The sequence below is a fragment of the Pontibacter sp. E15-1 genome, assembly GCF_022601975.1.
Taxonomy (GTDB): Bacteria; Bacteroidota; Bacteroidia; order Cytophagales; family Hymenobacteraceae; genus Pontibacter.
The window spans coordinates 248,468-271,157 of record NZ_JAKVIR010000002.1; the positions used below are offsets into that span (position 1 = coordinate 248,468).

At 51.4% G+C, this 22,690-nt stretch carries 17 protein-coding genes, 1 tRNA gene and 1 pseudogene; 7 read left to right on the forward strand and 12 right to left on the reverse strand.

Going from position 1 to position 22,690, the window contains the following annotated elements; translation table 11 throughout:
- Positions 1-11 precede the first annotated feature (11 nt).
- The gene (locus MKJ04_RS02550; protein ID WP_241639020.1) at positions 12-1,250 is read right to left on the reverse strand and encodes an aminotransferase class I/II-fold pyridoxal phosphate-dependent enzyme; all 1,239 of its coding nucleotides are present in this window, start codon (positions 1,248-1,250) and stop codon (positions 12-14) included.
- 211 nt (positions 1,251-1,461) lie between these two features.
- On the opposite strand from MKJ04_RS02550, the gene accC reads away from it, so the two are divergent.
- Entirely contained in the window at positions 1,462-2,955 is a 1,494-nt protein-coding gene (gene accC / locus MKJ04_RS02555) for an acetyl-CoA carboxylase biotin carboxylase subunit (RefSeq protein ID WP_241639023.1), read from the forward strand.
- A gap of 70 nt (positions 2,956-3,025) precedes the next feature.
- Here accC and bshB1 read toward each other — a convergent pair whose 3' ends face one another.
- From bshB1 to MKJ04_RS02595, 8 genes are all read right to left on the reverse strand, one after another.
- Positions 3,026-3,745: a bacillithiol biosynthesis deacetylase BshB1 gene (gene bshB1 / locus MKJ04_RS02560; protein WP_241639026.1), complete on the reverse strand. Its 720-nt coding sequence runs from the start codon at positions 3,743-3,745 to the stop codon at positions 3,026-3,028.
- A gap of 12 nt (positions 3,746-3,757) precedes the next feature.
- A complete protein-coding gene (locus MKJ04_RS02565; protein ID WP_241639028.1) occupies positions 3,758-4,804 on the reverse strand; it encodes a M23 family metallopeptidase in 1,047 nt (348 codons plus the stop codon).
- A gap of 129 nt (positions 4,805-4,933) precedes the next feature.
- Positions 4,934-5,872 carry a thioredoxin-disulfide reductase gene (gene trxB / locus MKJ04_RS02570; protein ID WP_241639031.1) on the reverse strand — a complete coding sequence of 313 codons (939 nt, stop codon included), beginning with the start codon at positions 5,870-5,872 and terminating at the stop codon, positions 4,934-4,936.
- Between the two features lie 151 nt (positions 5,873-6,023).
- Positions 6,024-6,887 carry an RNA polymerase sigma factor RpoD/SigA gene (locus MKJ04_RS02575; RefSeq protein ID WP_241639034.1) on the reverse strand — a complete coding sequence of 288 codons (864 nt, stop codon included), beginning with the start codon at positions 6,885-6,887 and terminating at the stop codon, positions 6,024-6,026.
- 188 nt (positions 6,888-7,075) lie between these two features.
- On the reverse strand, positions 7,076-9,217 hold the full coding sequence (gene pnp, locus MKJ04_RS02580; protein ID WP_241639039.1) for a polyribonucleotide nucleotidyltransferase: 2,142 nt from the start codon (positions 9,215-9,217) through the stop codon (positions 7,076-7,078).
- Between the two features lie 139 nt (positions 9,218-9,356).
- Entirely contained in the window at positions 9,357-9,632 is a 276-nt protein-coding gene (gene rpsO / locus MKJ04_RS02585; protein ID WP_241639042.1) for a 30S ribosomal protein S15, read from the reverse strand.
- 113 nt (positions 9,633-9,745) lie between these two features.
- A complete protein-coding gene (locus tag MKJ04_RS02590) occupies positions 9,746-11,173 on the reverse strand; it encodes an LptF/LptG family permease (protein WP_241639044.1) in 1,428 nt (475 codons plus the stop codon).
- Positions 11,174-11,272: 99 nt separating this feature from the next.
- Entirely contained in the window at positions 11,273-11,677 is a 405-nt protein-coding gene (locus MKJ04_RS02595; protein WP_241639046.1) for an START-like domain-containing protein, read from the reverse strand.
- Between the two features lie 133 nt (positions 11,678-11,810).
- Here MKJ04_RS02595 and MKJ04_RS02600 point away from each other — a divergent pair.
- The 4 genes from MKJ04_RS02600 (at position 11,811) to treZ (ending at position 16,953) form a co-directional block, all read left to right on the forward strand.
- Positions 11,811-11,884, forward strand: a tRNA-Met gene (locus tag MKJ04_RS02600).
- A gap of 298 nt (positions 11,885-12,182) precedes the next feature.
- A complete protein-coding gene (locus tag MKJ04_RS02605) occupies positions 12,183-13,055 on the forward strand; it encodes a phosphatase PAP2 family protein (RefSeq protein WP_241639048.1) in 873 nt (290 codons plus the stop codon).
- A gap of 372 nt (positions 13,056-13,427) precedes the next feature.
- Positions 13,428-15,035: an alpha-amylase family glycosyl hydrolase gene (locus tag MKJ04_RS02610; RefSeq protein WP_241639050.1), complete on the forward strand. Its 1,608-nt coding sequence runs from the start codon at positions 13,428-13,430 to the stop codon at positions 15,033-15,035.
- A gap of 70 nt (positions 15,036-15,105) precedes the next feature.
- Positions 15,106-16,953, forward strand: coding sequence for a malto-oligosyltrehalose trehalohydrolase (gene treZ, locus MKJ04_RS02615; RefSeq protein ID WP_241639052.1), 1,848 nt, complete (start codon positions 15,106-15,108; stop codon positions 16,951-16,953).
- Between the two features lie 111 nt (positions 16,954-17,064).
- Here treZ and abc-f read toward each other — a convergent pair whose 3' ends face one another.
- On the reverse strand, positions 17,065-18,999 hold the full coding sequence (abc-f, locus tag MKJ04_RS02620; protein WP_241639054.1) for a ribosomal protection-like ABC-F family protein: 1,935 nt from the start codon (positions 18,997-18,999) through the stop codon (positions 17,065-17,067).
- Positions 19,000-19,339: 340 nt separating this feature from the next.
- On the opposite strand from abc-f, the gene MKJ04_RS02625 reads away from it, so the two are divergent.
- Complete coding sequence (locus MKJ04_RS02625) at positions 19,340-19,891, forward strand: 2'-5' RNA ligase family protein (RefSeq protein ID WP_241639057.1); 552 nt, start codon at positions 19,340-19,342, stop codon at positions 19,889-19,891.
- Between the two features lie 36 nt (positions 19,892-19,927).
- Here MKJ04_RS02625 and MKJ04_RS02630 read toward each other — a convergent pair whose 3' ends face one another.
- Positions 19,928-21,184, reverse strand: coding sequence for a porin family protein (locus MKJ04_RS02630; protein WP_241639058.1), 1,257 nt, complete (start codon positions 21,182-21,184; stop codon positions 19,928-19,930).
- A 76-nt stretch (positions 21,185-21,260) separates the two neighbouring features.
- A pseudogene (locus MKJ04_RS02635) lies at positions 21,261-21,434 on the reverse strand (deoxyhypusine synthase family protein); the annotation flags it as partial.
- A gap of 236 nt (positions 21,435-21,670) precedes the next feature.
- Between MKJ04_RS02635 and MKJ04_RS02640 the strand changes: the two are divergent.
- Positions 21,671-22,600, forward strand: coding sequence for a hypothetical protein (locus tag MKJ04_RS02640; RefSeq protein ID WP_241639059.1), 930 nt, complete (start codon positions 21,671-21,673; stop codon positions 22,598-22,600).
- The last annotated feature ends 90 nt before the right edge of the window (positions 22,601-22,690 follow it).

Below are 22,690 nucleotides of genomic sequence, written 5' to 3' on the forward strand. Positions count from 1 at the left end.
TTTAAAGCCATTTAAGCGGGTACAGCCGGACTTGAATACAAGCCCTTGTCTAGCTTTTGTGCAATTTTCTCGAACGCTGCGATGGTTTCTTTCACGTCATCCAGGGTATGCGAGGCAGTTGGGATAAGGCGCAGCATGATCACGTCTTTCGGCACGACAGGGTATACCACGATCGAGCAGAAGATGCTGAAGTTCTCGCGCAGATCCAGGGTCAGTTGAGTGGCATCCGGAATCTGGCCATTCAGGAACACGGGCGTAACCGGCGACTCGGTGGTGCCGATGTTAAACCCTTTCTCGCGCAGGCCGCTCTGCAGGGCCGTTACCACCTCCCAAAGCTTGTCTTTCAGCTGAGGCTGCGTACGCAGCAGCTCCAGGCGCTTCATCGCACCCACCGTAATCGGCATCGGCAGCGACTTAGCGAAAATCTGGGAACGCATATTATAGCGAAGGTACTCTACTACCTGCTCGTTGGATGCCACAAAGGCACCAATGCTGGCCATGGATTTGGCAAAGGTAGAGAAGTATACATCGATTCCGTCCTGGCAGCCCAGGTGCTCCCCGGTGCCAGCCCCTGTGTCGCCCATGGTACCGAAACCGTGCGCATCGTCCACAAAAAGGCGGAAGTTGAATTTTTCTTTCAGGGCCACCACGTCTTTCAGGTTGCCCAAATTGCCGGACATACCAAAAACGCCTTCTGTGATCACCAGGATGGCGCCGCCCGTGTTCTCAGCCCAGCGCGTGGCACGCTCCAGCTGTTTCTCCAGACTCTCCATATCGTTGTGGGCATACACAAAGCGTTTGCCCTGGTGCAGGCGCACACCGTCTATAATGCAGGCATGCGACTCGGCATCATACACTATTACATCGTGGCGGTCTACGAGGGCGTCTATGATAGAAACCACACCCTGGTATCCGAAGTTGAGCAACAAGGCATCCGGCTTCTGCACAAACGCAGCCAGCTCAGCCTCCAGTTGCTCATGTATGTTGGAGTTACCAGACATGATACGGGCACCCATCGGGTAGGCCATACCCCACTCGGCAGAGGCTTCCGCGTCAACTTTGCGCACCTCAGGGTGGTTCGCAAGGCCAAGGTAGTTGTTGAGGCTCCAGGTTAACACTTCCTTGCCCCTGAACTTCATGCGCGGCGAAATGTCCCCTTCCAGCTTAGGGAATGTGAAATAGCCATGCGCATAATGTGAGTGGCTTCCCAAGGGGCCTCTGTTGGACAACAACTTTTCAAATAAATCCACTTGTGTAATAATTAGGTTTTCAGGATAGTTTCAAACGTAATGTCAGCCTTTTACAGTGCGATCCATATATGCACAAGGCTGCGCAAAGTTAGGGTTTATTCGAATCATATACAATCCATATGTCTGCCGCCTCCAAAAGCTTTTTAGGCCCTTTCTTTTTACTTTCCCCGTAATAATGTTTCTTTGAAGCAAAACAACAGGATGCTCCTCTATGAAAAAAATAAAGAAGGTTCTGGTAGCCAACCGGGGTGAGATTGCCTTGCGCGTGATGCGCACAGCCAAGGAAATGGGTATCAAAACAGTAGCTATTTTCAGTGAGGCCGACCGTAACGCGCTGCACGTCCGCTTTGCCGACGAAGCCGTGTGCGTGGGTGGCCCGAAGTCCAGCGAATCATACCTGCGCGGCGATGTGATCATTGATGTTTGCAAGCAGCTGCAGGTAGACGCGATCCATCCCGGCTACGGGTTTTTATCCGAGAACGCCGGCTTTGCCCGCAAAGCACAGGAGGCGGGCATTATCTTTATCGGCCCCTCGCCGGAGGCCATTGAGCTGATGGGCAGCAAACTGGCGGCCAAGGCGGCTGTGGCCCGATACAATATCCCGATGGTGCCCGGCACCGAGGAGGCGATTACAGACGTGGAGGCAGCCAAGCAGATTGCCAGCCAGGTGGGCTTCCCAATCCTCATCAAAGCCAGCGCAGGCGGCGGCGGCAAAGGGATGCGGGTAGTGGAGAATGTGGGAATGTTTGAGGAGCAGATGAAAATGGCTGTCAGCGAGGCGACCTCCGCCTTCGGCGATGGGGCCGTCTTCATCGAAAAGTACATCGGCTCTCCCCGCCACATCGAAATCCAGGTGCTGGGCGACACACACGGCAACATTGTGCATCTGTTTGAGCGGGAATGCTCTATTCAGCGCCGCCACCAGAAAGTGATCGAGGAAGCCCCTTCGGCCGTCCTCACCCCTGCCCTGCGCGAGGAAATGGGGCGCTGTGCCGTGAACGTGGCCAAAGCCTGCGATTATGTGGGAGCCGGTACGGTGGAGTTCCTGGTGGATGAGAACCTGAATTTCTATTTCCTGGAGATGAACACCCGCCTGCAGGTAGAACACCCGGTAACGGAGCAGATCACGGGCCTGGACCTGGTGAAAGAGCAGATCCAGATCGCTGAAGGGCATCCGCTGGGCTTTAAGCAGGAAGACCTGCAGATAAACGGCCATGCGCTGGAACTGCGCGTGTATGCTGAAGATCCTGCCAACAATTTCCTGCCCGACATTGGCCGGCTTGAGACGTATACCCGCCCGCAGGGCCAGGGCGTGCGGGTGGACGACGGCTTTGAGCAGGGTATGGACATCCCGATCTACTACGACCCCATGATCGCGAAGCTGGTGACATTTGGCAAGGACCGCGAAGAGGCGATCGCCAAAATGCTGCGCGCGATTGACGAATATCAAATCACAGGCATCGAGACGACCCTGCCGTTTGGCGCATATGTGCTACAGCACGAGGCTTTTAGGAGCGGAAACTTCGACACGAAGTTCATCGAACGCTACTTTAGCCCTAGCGTGCTAGAGCAAAAACCCGGAATCGAAGAAGAAGAAATCGCAGTTGCCTTGGCTGCGCTGCTCCTCGAAAACAAAAAGCCCGATACCGCAGAAACTAGCAATGTGCCGACCTCCACTTCCAACTGGCGCAGAAACCGAACCTAAATCCACAAAAAAAGGTCCTGCATTACAATGCAGGACCTTTTTATACCCCTTGGATGAAGTGAGCACAGGCTTATATCAAATCAAATAAATTACGTGTGCCCACAAGCCTGTCTGCAGTAAAGCCCTCGCCGTATTTTACGCCAATGGCATGGCCAAACTCCTGTGCCCTTGATTCAATAAAATTCAGAAACTCCGGAGACGAGATGTAGGTGTTCGGAGACGCATCGTCGGGGTTGTGGAACTGTGAGCGAAAGGCACGGATGGTTTCCATTTTCTTCTCCCAGAAAGGGCTAACGTCCACCACAATATCAGGGGTAATCAGGCGGTCCTGTATAAAATGGTAGATCACTTTGGGGCGCCACGCCTCCTGCTGCTCCCCGTCTTCTCCTGTGGTTTTGATCATTTTCAGTCCTGCCTTAAAGCAAGCCTCGGTTACCAGCTCAGAGCCGCGCCCGTGATCGGGATGGCGGTCGTGCACGGCATTGGCCAGCACAATCTCAGGCCTGTACTTCCGGATCTTCTCTATCACCTGCAGCTGGTGTTCGCGGTCGTTCCTGAAAAAGCCGTCAGCCAGGCCCAGGTTATCGCGCACAGACACCCCCATGATTTTGGCGGCGTCTTCCGCTTCCTGCAGCCTGATCTCCGCCGTGCCGCGCGTGCCCAGCTCGCCCTTTGTTAAATCCACGATGCCAACGGTCTTTCCTGCGGCAATGTGTGCAATCAGCGTTCCCGCGCAGCCCAGCTCCACATCGTCCGGATGGGAGGCAAAAGCCAGTATGTCTAATTTCATGTGTGTCTTATGTTATCGTATGCGTAATGATTTTCCCACACGCAGCGTTGAGCGCGAACTGATGCCGTTGAGTTTGGTGAGCTGGCTCACGGATACCCCGTACTTTTTTGAGATCGCCGAGAGGGTATCGCCGCTCCTGATCTTGTGGTATGCGGCGCGCCGACCCGTGGAAGTACCTCCTCGGGATGCATTGGAATACCGAAAAAGCGCCGAGGTAATCTGGAAGCTCTCTCCCTTGAGAAGGTAATCTGGGAAGTCGTAGATGTTTTCGGGGTCCAGGGGGTTGCCCTGATACCGCACTTCATAGTGCAGGTGCGGGCCAGAGCTGCGCCCGGTGCTGCCGCCAAGCCCCAGCAGGTCTCCGGCACGCACATACTGCCCGACCTCCGCTATGGGCTTGCTCATATGCCCATACAACGTCTCAAGCCCATTGTAGTGCCGCACCACAATGTAGTTCCCGTAGCCGCCTCCGTCCCACTTGTTGATCCGCACCACCCCATCGAAGGCCGCAAATATGGAGTCGCCGGTGTTCAGGTCGATGTCGGTGCCATAGTGCCAACGGGAACCGCGCGCCCCGAAATGGCTCGTGATCGGCGTCTTCTCCAGTGGCATGTTGTAGTTGCGCTTGCTCGACAGGTCGTATAGCTTGATTTCGACGGTATCCTTTAGCTGGCGGCTGTCCATCTTGTATGGATTCAGGTTTCGGGTGTCCCAGATGGAATAATACCCCGCTATTTTAATCCAACTGGAATCCACTAACATCTCCTCCGACATCTCCACGATGTGCTGTTCCCCCAAATCCAGTTCAGAGGTATCCTCACTCACAATGGAGAGCTCTTTCTTTGGGTTGAAAAAGACGGAATTGTCGGCATCGGAGCCCTCATCCGGAAAGTCCTCATACTTGATGAGTATGGTAGTATCCGGTCGGACATACTGAATCTTGGGCGTTTTTACCTTAAATAGGTCTTTAACAGTGCCTTGCGCCAATGCACCTCCAGCCGAAACGAGCAGGAAGAGCATGAGCGAAAGAAAGAAAGTAGGTAATTTGATTTTATACATCCGGTTTTCCTGATGGGCGTTGCTGCAAGTTTCAGCACTTGATTCTGCTTAAATAAACTTCTGGCAAGCCATTTTATTGTAGCCTCCCGCAACTGCACAGAAATCGGCAGCGTTGAGACAGACGAAAAATCAGTGCAAATTTTGGGCCGCAAGATACCGTTCTGCATCCAGTGCTGCCATACATCCGGTGCCTGCCGCCGTTACTGCCTGGCGGTAGGTAAAGTCCTGCACGTCGCCGCACGCAAACACGCCGTCGATATTGGTTTTGGATGTTCCCGGAATCGTTCGGATATACCCGTTCTCATCCAGGTTCAGGTAGTCGGCAAAGATGTCGGAATTTGGCTTGTGCCCGATGGCCACAAAGAAACCAGCAATCGGAATTTCCCGTGTTTCCCCGTTTACCACGTTCTTGACACGCACGGCCTCCACGGTCTGCTCTCCCAGAATCTCGTCCGTAACAGAGTTCCACAGAATCTCTATGTTAGGTGTGTTCTTCACGCGTTCCTGCATAATCGTGGAAGCGCGCATTTCCTCGCGGCGCACGATCATGTATACCTTCTTGCACAGGTTTGCCAGGTAAGTGGCCTCCTCAGCGGCAGTGTCACCGGCTCCAATGATGGCTACGTCCTGCCCGCGATAAAAGAAACCGTCGCATACGGCGCAGGCAGACACCCCGCTCCCGTTTAGCCGGGCCTCAGACTCCAGTCCAAGCCACTTGGCCGACGCACCCGTCGAGATGATCACCGTCTGGGCCTCAATTACCTTTTGGTCATCAATCGTCACTTTATGGGGTTTGGAAGAAAAATCCACTGCGGTGGCGATGCCGTAGCGCACATCGGTGCCAAACCGTTCGGCCTGTGCCTTGAAGTCTTCCATCATTTGCGGGCCGTTAATCCCCTGAGGGTAACCCGGATAGTTCTCAACATCATTCGTGATCGTCAGCTGGCCGCCAGGCTGGAGACCCTGGTATAGCACAGGAGTGAGACCGGCTCTGGAAGCGTATACTGCTGCTGTATACCCAGCAGGCCCCGAACCGATGATGAGGCATTTTACTTTTTCTATTTCCATTTTAATTTTGTTTCAAAAGAAATCAGGTTGCAAACATACAAAATTTCTGTGCCTCTGCCTGCATCAGCACCGCAATTTGCATGCTTGGGAGGGTAACAAAGCAAAAACCCCGGCTGTTTGGCCAGGGCTTATACTTTCCTTAAATAAATGCTTATCCCAGGTAAGGCTTCAGGGCCTTGCTTCTGGATGTATGGCGCAGTCTTCTGATTGCTTTTTCCTTGATCTGGCGCACGCGCTCACGCGTGAGGTTAAACTTCTCCCCTATTTCCTCGAGGGTTAGGGAGTGCTCGCCGTTCAGCCCGAAGTACAGGGTGATGACATCTGCCTCGCGCTTTGTCAGCGTGGACAGCGCGCGCTGCACTTCTTTGCGCAGTGAGTCGTTCATCAGGCCCATGTCCGGCGACTCTTCGTCGTCGTTCTCAAGCACGTCTAACAAACGGTTTTCCTCGCCCTGCACGAAGGGGGCATCCACTGACACGTGGCGACCCGAGATTTTCAGGGTGTCCACAACCTCTGCGGTTGTTAGCTCCAGTACTTCTGCAATCTCTTCCGGCGAAGGCTCACGCTCAAACTTCTGCTCAAGCTCAGAGAAGGATTTGGAAATCTTGTTTAGAGAACCTACCCTGTTCAAAGGAAGGCGCACAATCCTGGATTGCTCGGCCAAAGCCTGCAAAATAGACTGGCGGATCCACCAAACGGCATAAGATATAAATTTGAAGCCCCTGGTTTCGTCGAAGCGCTTGGCCGCTTTGATCAGACCGAGGTTTCCCTCGTTGATCAGGTCACCTAAAGACAGGCCCTGGTTCTGATACTGCTTGGCCACCGACACCACAAATCGCAAGTTGGCTTTTGTTAATTTCTCAAGTGCAAACTGATCTCCTTCTTTAATTCGCTGTGCCAGAGACACCTCTTCGTCTGGAGTAAGCAAATCGACTTTACCAATCTCCTGTAGGTATTTGTCAAGCGATTGGCTTTCGCGGTTTGTAATCTGTTTGCTTATCTTGAGTTGTCTCATCAGAGTATTTTGTTATTCCAAAAATGTAAAAAATAAATTAGGCCCGGTGACGTAACACTAGAAAATCGCGCAAAGTTCTGGCATCTTTTAAATAAAGTCAAGATGTCGCCCCTTGCGGGAAGTAAGAAACTCTTGGTACCATGTATTTAACCAATACAAGGCACCAAGAGTTCTATACTGGTATGATGTTACTGATTTTGTTCTGTTGCGCCTGGTCTTGGCAACAGGGCTTTACGGGACAGCTTGAACTTGCCCGTCTTTTTATCTACATCAATCAACTTCACGTTTACTTCCTCGCCAATTTCCAGAACGCCGTCCATTGTCTCAAGGCGCTCGTGCTTGATCTCAGAAATATGCAACAGGCCGTCTTTTCCGGCCATAAACTCTACGAACGCGCCATAAGGCTGAATAGACTTCACTTTACCGATGTATACCTCGCCTACTTCGGGCATGGCCACAATGGCCTTGATTCGGGCAACGGCAGTGCTCATAGCATCCTGGTCGCTGGCGAAGATATTCACGTGGCCTTTCTCGTTCTTCTCTTCGATGATGATCGTGGCTCCGGTGTCTTTCTGGATCTGCTGGATCACTTTACCGCCTGGCCCGATCACGGCACCGATGAACTCCTTGTCGATCACCATGTTAAACGAACGCGGTGTATGCGGCTTGTAGTCGGTGTTTGGCGCGGCAAGCGTCTTGGCCATCTCGTTGAGAATGTGCGCACGACCTGCGTTTGCCTGAGCTAGCGCCTGCGTCAGCACCTCATGCGACAAGCCTTGTACTTTGATGTCCATCTGGCAGGCGGTGATACCGTCTTTTGTGCCAGCAACTTTAAAGTCCATGTCTCCCAGGTGATCTTCGTCTCCCAGGATGTCAGACAACACGGCGAATTTGCCGGTTTTCTCATCTGTGATCAGACCCATGGCGATACCAGAAACGGCACCTTTTACAGGTACACCGGCATCCATCAGGGCTAAGCTACCCGCACAAACGGTTGCCATAGAAGATGAGCCGTTTGACTCCAGGATATCGGAAACGATACGGATGGTATATGGGTTTTGATCTTCCGGGGGAAGCACTTTCTTCAGGGCACGCAACGCCAGGTTACCGTGTCCTACCTCACGTCGGCCTGGGCCTCTGTTTGGTTTAACTTCTCCTGTAGAGTAGGCTGGGAAGTTATAGTGTAATAAAAATTTGTTTGTGCCGGAAACCATGGCGCTGTCGATCATCTGCTCGTCCAGCTTCGTTCCAAGAGTTACCGTGGTCAACGACTGCGTTTCGCCACGCGTGAATACGGCGGAACCGTGTGTAGCTGGCAGGTAGTTCACTTCTGACCATATCGGGCGAATCTCGTCCAATTGGCGGCCATCCAAACGCACACGGTCATTCAGGATCATGTCACGAACGGCTTCCTTCTCCACATCGTGGTAGTAGGTTTTAATCATGCCCATGTCGTAGGTATGATCTTCGGGCAGTGAAGAAACGAATCCTTCCAGCACGCTGGCAAAACCAGCCTTACGATCATTTTTGTTGGCGCTGCCCCTTTTGGCAACCTCGTATGTCTGGGCATACGTGGCATCATATATACGCTGACGAAGTTCATCGTCGTGTGTTTCGTGGGAGTACTCACGCTTCACCGTCTTGCCTACCAGTTCGGAAAGCTCGATCTGCGCCTGGCACTGCACTTTAATGGCTTCGTGTGCATACTGGATGGCTTCGAGCATTTCCTCTTCAGAAACCTCGTTCATCTCACCCTCTACCATGGCTACGCTGTCGATAGAAGCACCCACCATCAGGTCGATGTCAGCACGCTGCAAGTCAGAAACGTTCGGGTTGATGATCAGTTTACCATCTATACGCGCTACGCGCACCTCAGAGATCGGTCCGTTGAAAGGAATATCCGAAACGGCCAGCGCGGCAGACGCCGCCAAAGCAGCAAGCGCATCCGGCATGATCTCGGTGTCGGCAGAGATCAGGTTGATGGTCATCTGGGTCTCTGAGTGGTAATCCGACGGGAATATCGGACGCAGAATGCGGTCTACGAGGCGAGACACGAGCACTTCATAGTCAGAGAGTCTGGCCTCGCGACGGAGGAAACCACCCGGGATTTTGCCTGAAGAGGCAAATTTCTCCTGGTAATCCACAGAAAGGGGCAGGAAGTCTACCCCCTCGCGGGCGTCTTTGTTAGAAACAACGGCAGCCAGAAGCATGGTATTCCCCATCCTAACTACGACTGAGCCGTCTGCCTGCTTGGCAAGTTTTCCTGTTTCAATTGTTATCTCCCGGCCATCCGGAAGCTGAATAGTTTTTTTAATCGCGTTGTAAGGCATCTTCAGTTTTTCGTTAACATCAAAAAGACAGGGCTACCCATTGTGGCCGCTGTCGGTGTTGGCAATTGAGGAAGGAAAGAGTGGCACTAAAAAAGATTAGGGAATCTCTGTGTGAAGAGATTCCCTAAGGCTTGATAGCTTATTTACGGATACCTAACTCAGCAATGATTGCTCGGTATCTTTCAATATCGTTTTTCATGAGGTAGTTAAGAAGTCTTCTTCTTTTACCTACTAATTTCAAAAGGCCCAGGCGTGTGCTGAAATCCTTTTTGTGAATTTTCAGGTGCTCCGTCAGGTCGGCGATGCGTGTTGTGAACAGCGCGATCTGCGACTCTGCAGAACCTGTGTCAGACTTAGACTTGCTAAAGCCGTGCTTCTCGAAAATTCCTTGTTTCGCTTCGGTGGTTAATCTCATTGCGTAATTATATCAATCTGTTTTTATCTTGCAAAGATTACTATACAAGCCACAAAGGTATATAATATACTTAAACAAAAAAACTTTTCCCTAATGTTTATATACCAAATCGCCTATAGCTTGTTGCGCCGCAAACGCGTCATCAGCTTGCGCCAGAAGTCAACTTCCAGCAGGTTAGAGTCGTTGCGCGCCTGGTTCAGGAAAAACAACCCGATGGGCAGCAGGATAAAGTTTCCCGCCCAAAGGCCGACGCCCACTTCCACAAGTCCTTCCCGCGCCCATTTCTCGCCGAGTATCGACATAACATACATCAGGATAAAGAAGAGGATCGAGATGAGTACCGGCACCCCCAGTCCGCCTTTCTTGATGATGGCCCCCAAAGGCGCCCCGATCAGAAACATGATCAGTATGGCTGCAGACTGGGTGAATTTTTTCCAGATCTCGATTTCGTAGTTATTCGCCTCGCGTCGCGTGTTCTTGATGCGCTCAACGTAACTGTTTGTAAAACTCTTGATGTTCCGGGCCTTGTTGGTGGCCAGCGACAGCACGTTCATGTCCGGGGCGGGCAGCTCTTTCTTCTTAATCTTTGCTGGGTCGGGCAGGTCGCTCAGGCGGCGGCCGTTTTTCACATGGCCTGTGTCTGCTTTAAAGTAACTGTAAAAAGGGTCTACGTTGGGGGCAAAAAACTTTACTTCCCGGGCGCTATACCGGTGCAACGAGTCCGTCACGATGTTCAATTCCGTGATGTTCTTCATCATCTTGTTTTCGGAGAAGAACTCCTCGCGGGTGCGGTTGAGGTTGAAGGAGGCCATGCTCAGGATGATCTTGCTCTCGTCGAACTGCTGCCGCACAAACTGATCGTTGGAGTTGCGGAACGACTCAGTGTTCTGGGCCACATAGGTGTTGCCCCTGAACAAATCAAGGATCAGGTAGCTGTCGTTGTGGGCCATGTACATCTCCCCCGAATCCGCTAATATGACGGTGGTATTAGAGCCGCCCTTGGAGTGGTCATAAATCATCACGTCGCCCAGGGTCTGGCCGTCGTTCAGCTTCTTATTTACCTTGATGCTGTAGCCGGGGATGCCATTGTAAAAAGCGCCTTCCTTAAAGTTCATGGCAGGTTTTTTCTGCCGGATGTCCCAGAGCAGGCTATAGGCTTTGAGGTTGGCCTTGGGCACCACGTTGTTGTTGAAGAAGAAGGCCCCGACGGTAAGCAGCGTGACTGAAATGAAGACAGGCCGCAGGATTCGGGTAAGGGTAATGCCGGAGGTTTTGATGGCGGTGAGCTCGTTGTGCTCCCCCAGGGTGCCAAAGGTCATGAGCGAGGAAAGCAGCACGGCCAGCGGAAGCGCCACCGGCGCCATGTTGATACTAAAGTAAAAGAGCAGTTCGCCAAACACCTCCCCGCCCAGGTTTTTACCCACCAGCTCATCGAGGTACTTAAGCATATACTGGGTGAGCAGAATAAACTCCACCACAGCAAAAGTAAGTATGAATGGCCCAAAAAAGGCCTTTAAAATAAGCTTGTCTAATTTTTTCATGCGCAACAATGGGCAGTATGGCCAGGCGCCACAGCTTCTAACCCTTGCCTTAGGCTCTCAAATACCATGCAAAGATAGGCAGCCGCAGGCGGAAACCTGCTACCCCCCCACTATTTCGCGCAGATTTTGCATCAGGTTCTCCCAAAGCTCCTCCAGCTCCTCTATGTCTTCCTCGCTGGTATAGTCCATCACTTTCAGGTACTGCTCCTGCGTCAGGTCACTCGATTCGATAGAGAAGTCAATGTAGGAGGCATCCGAAAGGTGCGCTTTGTTCTCGCCCAGGAATAGGAAGCGGATAGAGCGATTGGTGCGGTGGCCGGTCAACTCGGCGAAGTGGTTGCGCCCGTCCCAAAGGAAATTGTAAATTTTGTCTGCGTCTATCGTCACGTCATCGCAAAACCACTGCGAAAGTCCGCCGGGGGTAGAGAGATAAGGATACAGAAGCTTGGCTGAAGCATTGATCGGGTACTCGCGAACAAATTTAGTCTTCGTAGCTTTCGTCATGATGGATCGTCTAAGTGTCTGAGTAAGTATAAGCTTTATTTCTGACTGTTTATATATCGGGAATTTAAAATATTTTTTTCAAATCAAAATTTGTTTGTTTCAAAAACTAACTGTTATATTTGCACCACAATTCGGCGGGGTAGCTCAGATGGTTAGAGCGCAGGATTCATAACCCTGAGGTCGGCAGTTCGATTCTGCTCCCCGCTACAAGTGCAAAAGCCGCACCATCTTCTGATGGCGCGGCTTTTTTTGTTACTCTATCTCTCCAGCTCCCTGGCAAACGCCTTAGGTGCTTCACTCAAAGTACGTTGCAGGCTGCTTGGCATGTCCGGTACCAGAAACCGATTAACATAGTTGAGGCCAAACTTCCCTGCTGGATTTTTCCATACCTTTCAGTTTTTTCCTGAAAATTAAACACCCATTCATACACGCAAAATGAACCATTAAAATAGCTTACCAGTCTCTAAGTATACAGATAGGAAACTTTTAAACTCAGCAGGCTGCCATGGCGAACTCCAAAATCCACTCCCCTTCCATCCTTCGTATTCTTTTTCTGCTGATCTTCCTGATCCATTTCGGCTTCCCATCCCAAGCACAGGAATTGCCTGCCGTGCCCACGCCCACGGTCCACTTTTATCCCCTTGATTCCACGTTCTTTGCCCCTCCTTCGCTCAGGAGGCAACCCTTGCAAACACCGTTTCTCAAAAGCTCAGCTTTAATCACGGCAGGAGCCACCGCCTTTGTGCTTGTGTTCTCGGTGGCGGATGAGCCGCTGCAGCAATTCACGCAGAGCCACCGCGGCGCTGCCGCCAACACCATTGCCAATGTGGTGCAGCCGCTTGGCCGCCAACGGAACCTGGCTCCGCTTGCGGGCGCGGCGCTGCTCGGCGGCATTGTGGCACAAGACCAGAAACTGCAGAAAGTGGGCATCCTCTCGCTGGGGAGCATCGTCACGAACGCAGTGGCCACCAGCACCCTGAAGGCCATGTTTGCCCGGCAACGCCCTTCCAACACAACAGAGAACCACTTGTTCGACAAGCCTTTCAGCAACTCCGGAAACACCTCGCTTCCCTCCTCCCATACCTCGACGGCCTTTGCCGTGGCTACTTCGGTGGCCACCGTGTACAAAGACAACAAACTTGTGCCCCCCATCGCCTATGGTGTGGCCACGCTGGTTGGCCTGTCCCGGGTGAACGACAACATGCACTGGGCTTCGGATGTGCTGGCCGGGGCGGCTGTGGGCTACGTGAGCGCCAAAGTGGTGAACCATGTGTATGACATCGCCTCTCAAAAGCTCCGCGCCCGAAGGACAAAAATGTATTTCACGCCGCAAATCGGAACCTCAACCGCTGCCATGAGCATGACGGTGGTTTTCTGACGCTGCCATACCTATACCTAGTGCTATGCCAAATTAAAAATTAGACATTAAGAATTAGAAATGAGGTATAACAGGCGTTTTTAAGCATGTAAATACAATTGCTAATTCTGGTAATTATATTGGTCTAGTACTAGCAGTCGCCCGCTTGCTGCCATCCTTTTAAATCAGCCCATGCTATACCCCTATGGAGATTTTTTAGGTTGCTTTATGGAGGTATACAGTACTATTCTGGCACAGAATATAAGTCATCACATTTTAGTGAGCCTACCCCCCTGGCATAGCCACTGTTTAAAACCTTATTCTGTTTTGTTGAATATCCTCGCGTGATCTGCTCCGTACAACCAAGACTAAAAATCAACGCAGCTCAGATTTATGAAGGACACACAACAAGAGAAACCACTTTGGTGGCATAAAGGCATTATCTATCAAATATACCCGCGCTCGTTTCAGGACAGCAACCACGATGGCATCGGCGACCTGAACGGGATTATTCAACGGCTGGACTACCTGCAGTGGCTCGGCGTTTCAGCGGTATGGATCTCCCCCATCTACCCCTCGCCCATGGCTGACTATGGGTATGATATCGCGGACTACTGTGCCATACACCCCTTGTTCGGCACCATGGACGACTTTGACAGGCTGCTGGAGGAAATCCACCGCCGCGACATGAAACTCATTCTCGACCTTGTGCCAAACCATACCTCCAGCGAGCATCCCTGGTTTCTGGAGTCGCGCTCATCCAAAGACAACCCCAAGCGAGACTGGTACATCTGGAAAGACGCCAAAGAAGACGGCAGCGAACCCAACAACTGGCTCAGTGTTTTCGGGGGCAGCGGCTGGGAATGGGATGAGGACACGCAGCAGTATTACTACCACGCCTTCCTGAAGGAGCAGCCCGACCTGAACTGGCGCAACCCCGAGGTGCAGGAAGCCATGTTCGACGTGATGCGCTTCTGGCTGGACAAAGGGGTTGACGGCTTCCGGGTGGACGTGATGTGGCATATGGTGAAGGATGAGGAACTGCGCGACAACCCGCCAAATCCTGAGTATCAGGAGCACATGGCTACCTACGAGAAGCTTGTGCCCGCTTACTCCACAGACCAGCCGGAGATACACGACATTGTAGCCAAAATGCGGCAGGTGCTGGATGCGTATGACGAACGCATGATGATCGGTGAGATCTACCTGCCTGTCCATCGGCTGGTGACCTATTACGGCAGCGACAACAATGGAGCGCACCTCCCCTTCAACTTTATGCTTGTCAACCAGGATTGGAACGCCCGCACCCTCTCGCTGCACATCGACGAGTACGAGGGAGCCATACCTCCGGGCGGCTGGCCAAACTGGGTAATCGGCAACCACGACCAACCGCGCATCACCAGCCGTGTAGGCTACTCGCAGGCCAAAGTGGCCGCCATGCTCCTGCTCACGCTCCGGGGCACCCCCACCATGTACTATGGCGATGAGATCGGGATGCGCGACGTGCCCATACCCCCTGAGGAAGTACAGGACCCCCAGGGACTGAACATGCCCGACAAGGACCTGAGCAGAGACCCCGCCCGAACCCCCATGCAGTGGGACACCTCAGAGTTTTCCGGCTTCTCAGACACCAAACCATGGCTGCGCCTGCCCGATAACTTCAGGCGGGTAAATGTGGAGGTGCAGAAAGAAGACGAATATGGCATGCTGAGCTACTACCGCCGCCTGATCAGGATGCGCCAGGAGGAACCAGCCCTGCACATCGGCGACTACGTTCCGGTGATTACCAAAGGGTCGCTGCTCACGTTTATCCGCAAGCATGAAGACAGGCAGTATCTGGTGCTCCTGAACCTAAGCCATAGACCGAGCCTGTTCCGGCCCGAACACGCCAATTATACAGGTACCATCGTGCTGGCCACAGACCCTGAGCGCGAAGGCGCGCGCGTGGAGCAGAACATCAGTATGTCCGGCGACGAAGGGATTCTGATCCTCCTGGATTAGCGCCATCAATTCTTCCTATTCTTTTTGCCGGAGAACTATGTTTCCGTTAAATAATCATGTCTTAAAATAAATGAAAACAGTAGGTTCAGAACTTCAGGGGAACGGACGCTGCCGCTTTACGGTATGGGCACCTGAAAAAAAGAGCATGACGCTGCACCTGACATTCCCCGAGGAGCGGGAGATTGAAATGGAGCGAGCCGAATGGGGATATTTTACAATTGAGATAGAGGATGCCTCACCGGGTATCCGCTATTACTATAAGCCGGATGGCAAGCAATCGTACCCGGACCCGGCTTCGCAGTACCAGCCCGAGGGGGTACACGGGCCTTCAGAAGTGGTTGATCATGGCGCATATGCCTGGAGCGACACCGACTGGAACAACCTGCCAATGCAGGAACTGGTGCTCTATGAGCTGCATGTGGGCACCTTTACTCCCGAAGGCACTTTCGAGGCCATCATCCCGAGGTTGAAGGACCTGCGCGAGACCGGCGTGAACGCCATCGAGATCATGCCTGTCGCGCAGTTTCCCGGCGACCGCAACTGGGGCTACGACGGGGTTTTCCCGTATGCCGTGCAAAACTCATACGGCGGGCCGCTCGGACTGAAAAAGCTCGTGAACGCCTGCCATGCCAACGGTATAGCGGTATACCTGGATGTGGTGTACAATCATCTGGGCCCGGAGGGAAATTACTTTGGGAAGTTTGGCCCTTATTTTACCGACGCCTGCAGTACGCCATGGGGAGACGCCATCAACTTCGACGGCCCATACGCGGATGGGGTGCGGGAGTACTTCACCAACAACCCCTTGTACTGGTATGAGCACTTCCATGTGGATGGGCTGCGCCTGGATGCCATCCATACCATCTTTGATAAGGGAGCAGTATCGGTATGGGAGTTGCTGCAGAACAAGCTTCAGGCAGTGACCGAGCAAACCGGGAAGCCCTTTTACCTGATCGCAGAAAGCGACCTGAATGACCCCAAAGTAGTGAAAAGCCCGGAAGTGGGCGGATTTGGGTTTAACGCGCAATGGCTGGATGATTTTCACCACGCGCTGTATGTGCTGCTAGACGCTGAAGGCCGGAAATCATACGAGGATTTTGGAAAGGTGGAGCAGCTGGCGAAAGCCTTCACGGACGGGTTTGTGCATAGCGGCGATTACGTCAAATTCCGGAAAAAGACGTTTGGCAGGTCTTCCGCTTCCGTGCCGGGCAACCATTTCGTAAACTTCGTGCAAAACCACGATCAGGTAGGCAACAGGGTATACGGCGAGCGCCTGTCGGTGCTGGTGGGGCCAGAAAGACTAAAATTGGCCGCTGCCGCAGTGCTTCTGGCCCCCTACATCCCGATGCTGTTTATGGGTGAGGAATATGCCGAGGATACCCCGTTCATGTACTTCGTGAGCCACTCAGACAAGAAGCTGATCGAGGCAGTGCAGGAAGGCCGTAAAAATGAGTTTGCCGATTTTTCTCAGAAAGGCGACTTCCCGGACCCGCAAAAAGAGGGCACTTTCCTGAAATCGAAGCTACAGTGGGAGAAAAGGCAACAGCCGAATCACCAACTCCTCCTGGCCTGGCACCGGGAGTTGATCCAACTCCGCCGTAACATGCCAGCGCTACAGAATTTCAACAAGGTGGATGTGGCGGCGCAGGCTATCGGCCAGTCAGGTATGGTTTTGCTGCGGCAATCCCATGACCACAAGCAGCAGCTGGTATGCCTGTTCAACCTGTCTGAGAAAGAGATCGTTTATACCCTGCCAGACCATGCCGCAGGATGGGAGCGCGTGCTACACTCAGGTGAGAAAAAGTGGATGCCAACAAAAGATGCAGAGAACGCCACCAAGGTGCCAACCCGCATCAAAGCCGGTCAGAAGCTTCATCTGCCCCCACTCAGCGTAACGGTCTATCAAAATGAAAAGTAGGGCCGCCGCCTTCAGCAAGCCGTAAATCAGTATACAAGAGATGCCCCGGAATTTCCGGGGCCTCTCTTGTATACTGTATGGTATGGGAATCACATCGTGCGACGGTAATGATCAGTCTGCAATTTTTGCCTCAAGGTCTTCCACTTCCAGCATCAGTTCCTCCCATTTCCCCTGCGTTGTGTCAATTTTCTGCTGGATGGCCTCAAACTTTTGCGTAACCTCCTGCAAGGTTTCGATGTTGCCAAAAACGTTCGGGTCAGACAGCTGCTTCTCAAACTCTGCGCGCTTTTTCTCCAGCTGTTGCACCTCGTTCTCGGTGTCGCGAAGCTGCCTGTTGACGAGCTTTAGTTGGTTGGTCAGCTGCACAAAGTCACTTTTCTCGCGCACAACCTTCGGTTTCTCCTCGTGCTTCTGCTCTGGCGCTTCCACCGCAGACTTCTTGCTCTCTTTCTCGCGTTTTTCCATCCAGGCATCATACTCGTGGTAGGTGCCGGGGTATTCTTTCAGCTCATAATCCTCGATATACCATATTTTGGTGGCCACATGCTCAACAAAAAAGCGGTCGTGGGAGATGATGACGAATGTGCCTTCATACTGCTCCAGCGCCTGAATGAGGATATTGACGGACTGCATGTCGAGGTGGTTAGTGGGCTCATCCAGCATCAGGAAGTTAGCCTCCGAGATCAGCGTTTTGGCAAGCGCCACCCGGCTTTTCTCTCCTCCCGACAGTACCTTGATCTTTTTGAAAACAGTGTCGCCCGTAAACAGGAAAGAGCCGAGCAGCGTGCGCAGTTCCATCTCTGTTTTTTTAGACCCGGCCTGCTGCATCTCCTGCAAAATCTCGTTCTCCACGTTCAGCGACTCCAGCTGGTGCTGGGCATAGAACGACATGATCACGTTATGACCCAGCTCGCGGTTGCCCTTTATTTCCTCGGTGCCGGCAATGATGCGCAGCAGCGTGGACTTGCCTTTTCCGTTGGCCCCCACCAGCGCAATCTTGTCGCCGCGCTCAATGTGCACGTTGGTGTTCTTGAAAATCACTTTGTCGCCGAACCTCTTGCTCATATGTTCCAGGCGAAAGATGTGGCGGCCCGGCTGGATATTAAACTTAAAGCTGAAGTTAACTTTCGCGGCGTCCGGGGCCACCTCCTCAATGCGGTCCATGCGCTCCAGTTGCTTCATGCGGCTCTGGGCCTGTTTCGCTTTGGTTGCCTTAGCCTTGAAACGCTCGATAAACCGCTCCGCCTGCTTTATTTGTGCCTGTTGGTTTTCGTAAGCGCCCTGCTGTATCTCATTCCGGAGCACTTTCTCCTCCATGTAGAAGCTGTAGTTTCCGGGGTATAAATTCAGCTTGCTGTTGGATACCTCCACGGTGATATTGGTCGTGCGATCCAGAAACTCCCGGTCATGCGACACGATCACCACGGCTCCCTCGAAGCGCTCGAGGTATGACTCCAGCCATTTGATGGAGGGCAGGTCGAGGTGGTTGGTCGGCTCATCCAGCAGCAGCAGCGACGGCTTCTGAAGCAGGATCTTGGCCAGCATGACGCGCATCCGCCACCCTCCGGAGAAGGTAGCCAGCGGCTGCTGCAGTTCCTGCGTGGAAAAGCCAAGTCCCTCCAGAATCGCCTCTGCGCTGGCCTGCATCGTGTAGCCTCCCAGCGCCTCAAAGCGCTCCTGCAGGTGCGCCAGCTTGTTGACCAGATCATCGTGGAAATTGTTCTCAAACTCCACCAGCACCTTGTCGATCTCCTGCTGCAGGTGCATCGCCTCGGCAAAAGCCTGCATCGCCACCGACAGGATGCTCTCGTGCGTCTCGTAGCTCAGCAAATCCTGGTTCAGAAACCCGATGGTGGTCTCTTTGCTCATCTGGATGCTCCCGCTGTCTGGCTTATACTCCCCCACAATGATGCGCAAGAGCGTGGATTTGCCCGTGCCGTTCAGCCCAATAAGCCCGATTTTGTCTTTTGGCTTGATGTGCAGGTTGGCGTCCTCATACATGGGGCGGCTGCCGAAATGGAAATTGAGATTATTGATCGAGATCATGTGCTAGCTTCTTCTGAAACCACAAAGGTACTTAATTTTGCGCGTCTCTGAAAAGCGCAGCCCAATCCATACCTGGCAGCGCTGCATTCAGGCCTTCAGCAGGCAAGACATCTTCTCCTTTTTCGGCCAACCTTGCCTTACATACAGCACATTCAGGGTTGAATATGACAACTCGGGAGCTAATGAGTGCATACGGTGTAACGATATAAACACGCGGCCCTGGATGCCGCCTGAAAAAGTGAACCGGGCTAAACAATAATAAAACCGGCACGTTTCATATCTTTGTGTCTTGTGCGAGCCATTTTGCCCACACCTAAAGACGTACTAAAAGCCATACCCTATGATTGCGATTGCTTCGCTTTTAGACAAGACTGCCACAGAGCGCGTTTCGGACCTTACTGACCAATTGGAGAAGAAGTTTGGCATTAGCGGCGTGAAAATTACCCCTTACCCGCACCTGACGGCCCTGACGGCAGAGGTACCGGACATGGAGGAATTTAAGGAATACCTGGAGTCTACCTGCCTGGAAACGCGCAAGCTGACTGTCAGGACCACCGGGCTGGGCGTGTTTCCGGGGCCGAATCCAGTCATTTTTATACCTGTGCTCCGTACTCCTCCCCTCAACAACCTGCACGAGCGCCTGCACCGCGATATTTCCGAGATGAGCACAGAGATGGGTGTCTATTATAACCCTAAACTGTGGCTGCCCCACATCACCCTGGCCTTGGGCGACACGACCCAAGAGCTGCTCGGGCCTGTGCTGAATTTTCTGGGAACTTTCAATTTTAACTGGGAAATTACGCTGGACAACCTGACCATCATGCAGAAGTGCGGCGAGTACTACCTCAAGGAAGATGCCTTCCAGTTCGGGAAGCGAGAGCTGATCAATTAAAAAAGCCGCCCCAGGTTGAGGCGACTTCTGTATCAGTTAATTAAAAAGATAGGAAAGCTGTACTGTGCTTGCCGACTTTATCACATTCAGGCCGATGTATGGCGAGAAGCCGTTTCCACGCTCATACCTTGCCGACACAACAAACTGACTGTAGTTTATACCAGCCCCAAGCAGGATCGCCTGCTCCAGCTTTCGCATTTCCTCTAGCGGTGGGTTTTCGTACTCACGAACAATGCCATACTGGCTTCTGGTTGATGTCTGGTTGCTCTTATCACCCACCAGAAAATTCATAGCCAATCCTGCGCTCAGGAATGGTCTGAGCTTGCTATCGCCCTTCATGGTATAAACTACCTGCATATTTAATGCTGCATACTGCAAATCAAACGTAGTTTTATAGTCTAAATAGGAGCTCGAAGAAGACTTCTCACTGTAATCTCCGCTCATTTTATACGTCTTGTAAGCGAGTTCAGAGGATACACCCCACCGGCCGTAACCACGCGGAAGCACCATGTCTATAATTAACCCGGCATTGGGGTTCATGCTGCTAAAATTGCTGCCTACCAGTTCATTATAATCTCCCTCGTTATGAGCAGTATACGTCGCTACCCCAAGACCCGCGGTTACCCCGAAGCGCAAGCGCGTCTTTTCTTCTTTAGCAACATACTCCTCCTGGTTCGGCTCCACGCAGCTGTTGTATTTGTTTATGATCTTGGTCAGTGCTTCAGCTTTAAAAGAAGTCGAATGCACCGAGCGCTCTGTAACACCGCAGTCGGATAAGTACACGAGCAACAAACCCTTGTAGAGCTCCTGTGTAGCAACCATGCGCTTTCCGTCCACCTCTTTTTTAACCTTGCGGTACATCAGTTCCTTCGGCTCCTCATTGCCTTTCTGGATGTAAAAGTGCCTCTTCCCTCCTTTGTCGTTTAACTCATATAAGTTTGCCGGCCCGCTAACTAACAGTCGCAGCAATACGGTATCGCGCAGTATAACTGCTGGCTGATTGACAGCCATGTTGCTTAGGCTTAAAGGCGATGCATCTACATCCACGGTGAATTTACGGTATACATCGCCCTGCGCTAAGCCAAAGCCAGCGATCTCGGCCTGCGTAAGCGTGCGGGTTTTGCCCTGCTGCATGATAGAGATTTCGTTCGGGTTCCTGATCCAGTTTTCATCCTGGATCTGCACCTGCACGGTGTCGCCGGCCTGTGTGGTGTAATAGCCGTTCTTAAAGCCGGACTGCGCGGCAGCGCCAAGGCTTATAAGGCAAAGGGCAGAGAGTAAAATTGTTTTCATAGGACATTATTAACAAAAAGGGCTGCCATGTAGTATAGCAGCCCTCAAATATAGGAATGAATAAATTCTTGGCCAATTACATAGCAGATGCAAGGGCGAAAATAAGCGGAGCAACAATCGTCGCGTCTGACTTAATCACATATTTTGGCGTGTCTTTGCCCAGCTTGCCCCAAGCAATTTTCTCATTTGGCACTGCCCTGGAGTATGAGCCTAAGTTCGTGATGGAGTCAGAGATCTGCGCAAATTGGCCGTCAGGACCACCGATATATACACTCCACCAGTTGCCACAAATAATATCGCAAGCCCGCTGGAATGTTTGGAAATTCTGATATATTAGATGTGCAAAATGTAATCACGCGGTCGCAGCAGCGCAATTGCACTTGGAAACGATAAGTTGTAAAAACCTGCTTCTGCAGCTCCGTACATAGTGCCCATAACCGTATGTTCACGCTTTCGAGGTAGTTGGCAGTAACCTAAAAAATAAAAATGACACTCTCTTTTCCACCACCAAAGACTTGGCAGGACTTCGAAACGTTGACAAAAGACTTAGCTCGCCTTAAACTTGGAGGTGACTTTGATAATTATGGACGCCTAGGGCAAAGCCAAAATGGAATTGATATTTTTGGATGGGATAGCAATAATAAGGTTACTGCAATTCAATGTAAACACAAGTCAAATGCAAAAGCCAGCTCTAAAAAAATTGTTACAGAAATTAAAATAGATGTAATTGATAAAGAAGTAGCTTTAGCCGACACGTTTGAACCTACTTTAGATAATTTTATTATTGCTACTACAGCATTTCGAGATACAACTATCCAAAATCACATAAACGCTTTAAATATTAGTAGAAAAAGCAAAAACTTACCTAAAATTAGCATTTGGACTTGGGAAGATTTTGAGGAAGAAATTTATCGACATTCTGAATTGCAGTACATTTACTACGAAAAGACTTTAAGAACCTTCGACCAGTATAATAAAGACAAACATATTCTAACGCTATTAAAATATGCATTAGATAGACCCGCTTTTGGCACTGAATTTTATGTTGAAAATAATTGTGAGGATTTTATAAAAGCAATATCGGATACACAAAAGGCTTTCTCAACGGGTAAATTGAATGATAGAGAAGGAAATCCTTTATCTTCTTCTTTTCCACCGGATAATTTAAGTAATCCAGAAGATAGAGATAACTTAAATAGAGCTCAAATAATTTTACAAGAGATTAGGGACTTTGTTACTCAACAGATAAAGCTTGGAAATATAATTCAGGAAAATAATTATTTAGAGTTTAGACAAAATTGGGAGTTTAAAATTAGCGACTATTTGAATAGTTCAAGAGTAAAAATTATTCATCTTGTAAACAAAGCATTGAAGAGAAATAACCTTAGTGAAATTGAATCAAAATTATTAAAATAAAAAGGCTCCTGCCAATCGTGTAGACGGCCCCGCCAGCTTTAGCTGACGGGGTGCGCCTCACACACCACTGTACGTACGGGTCTCGTATAC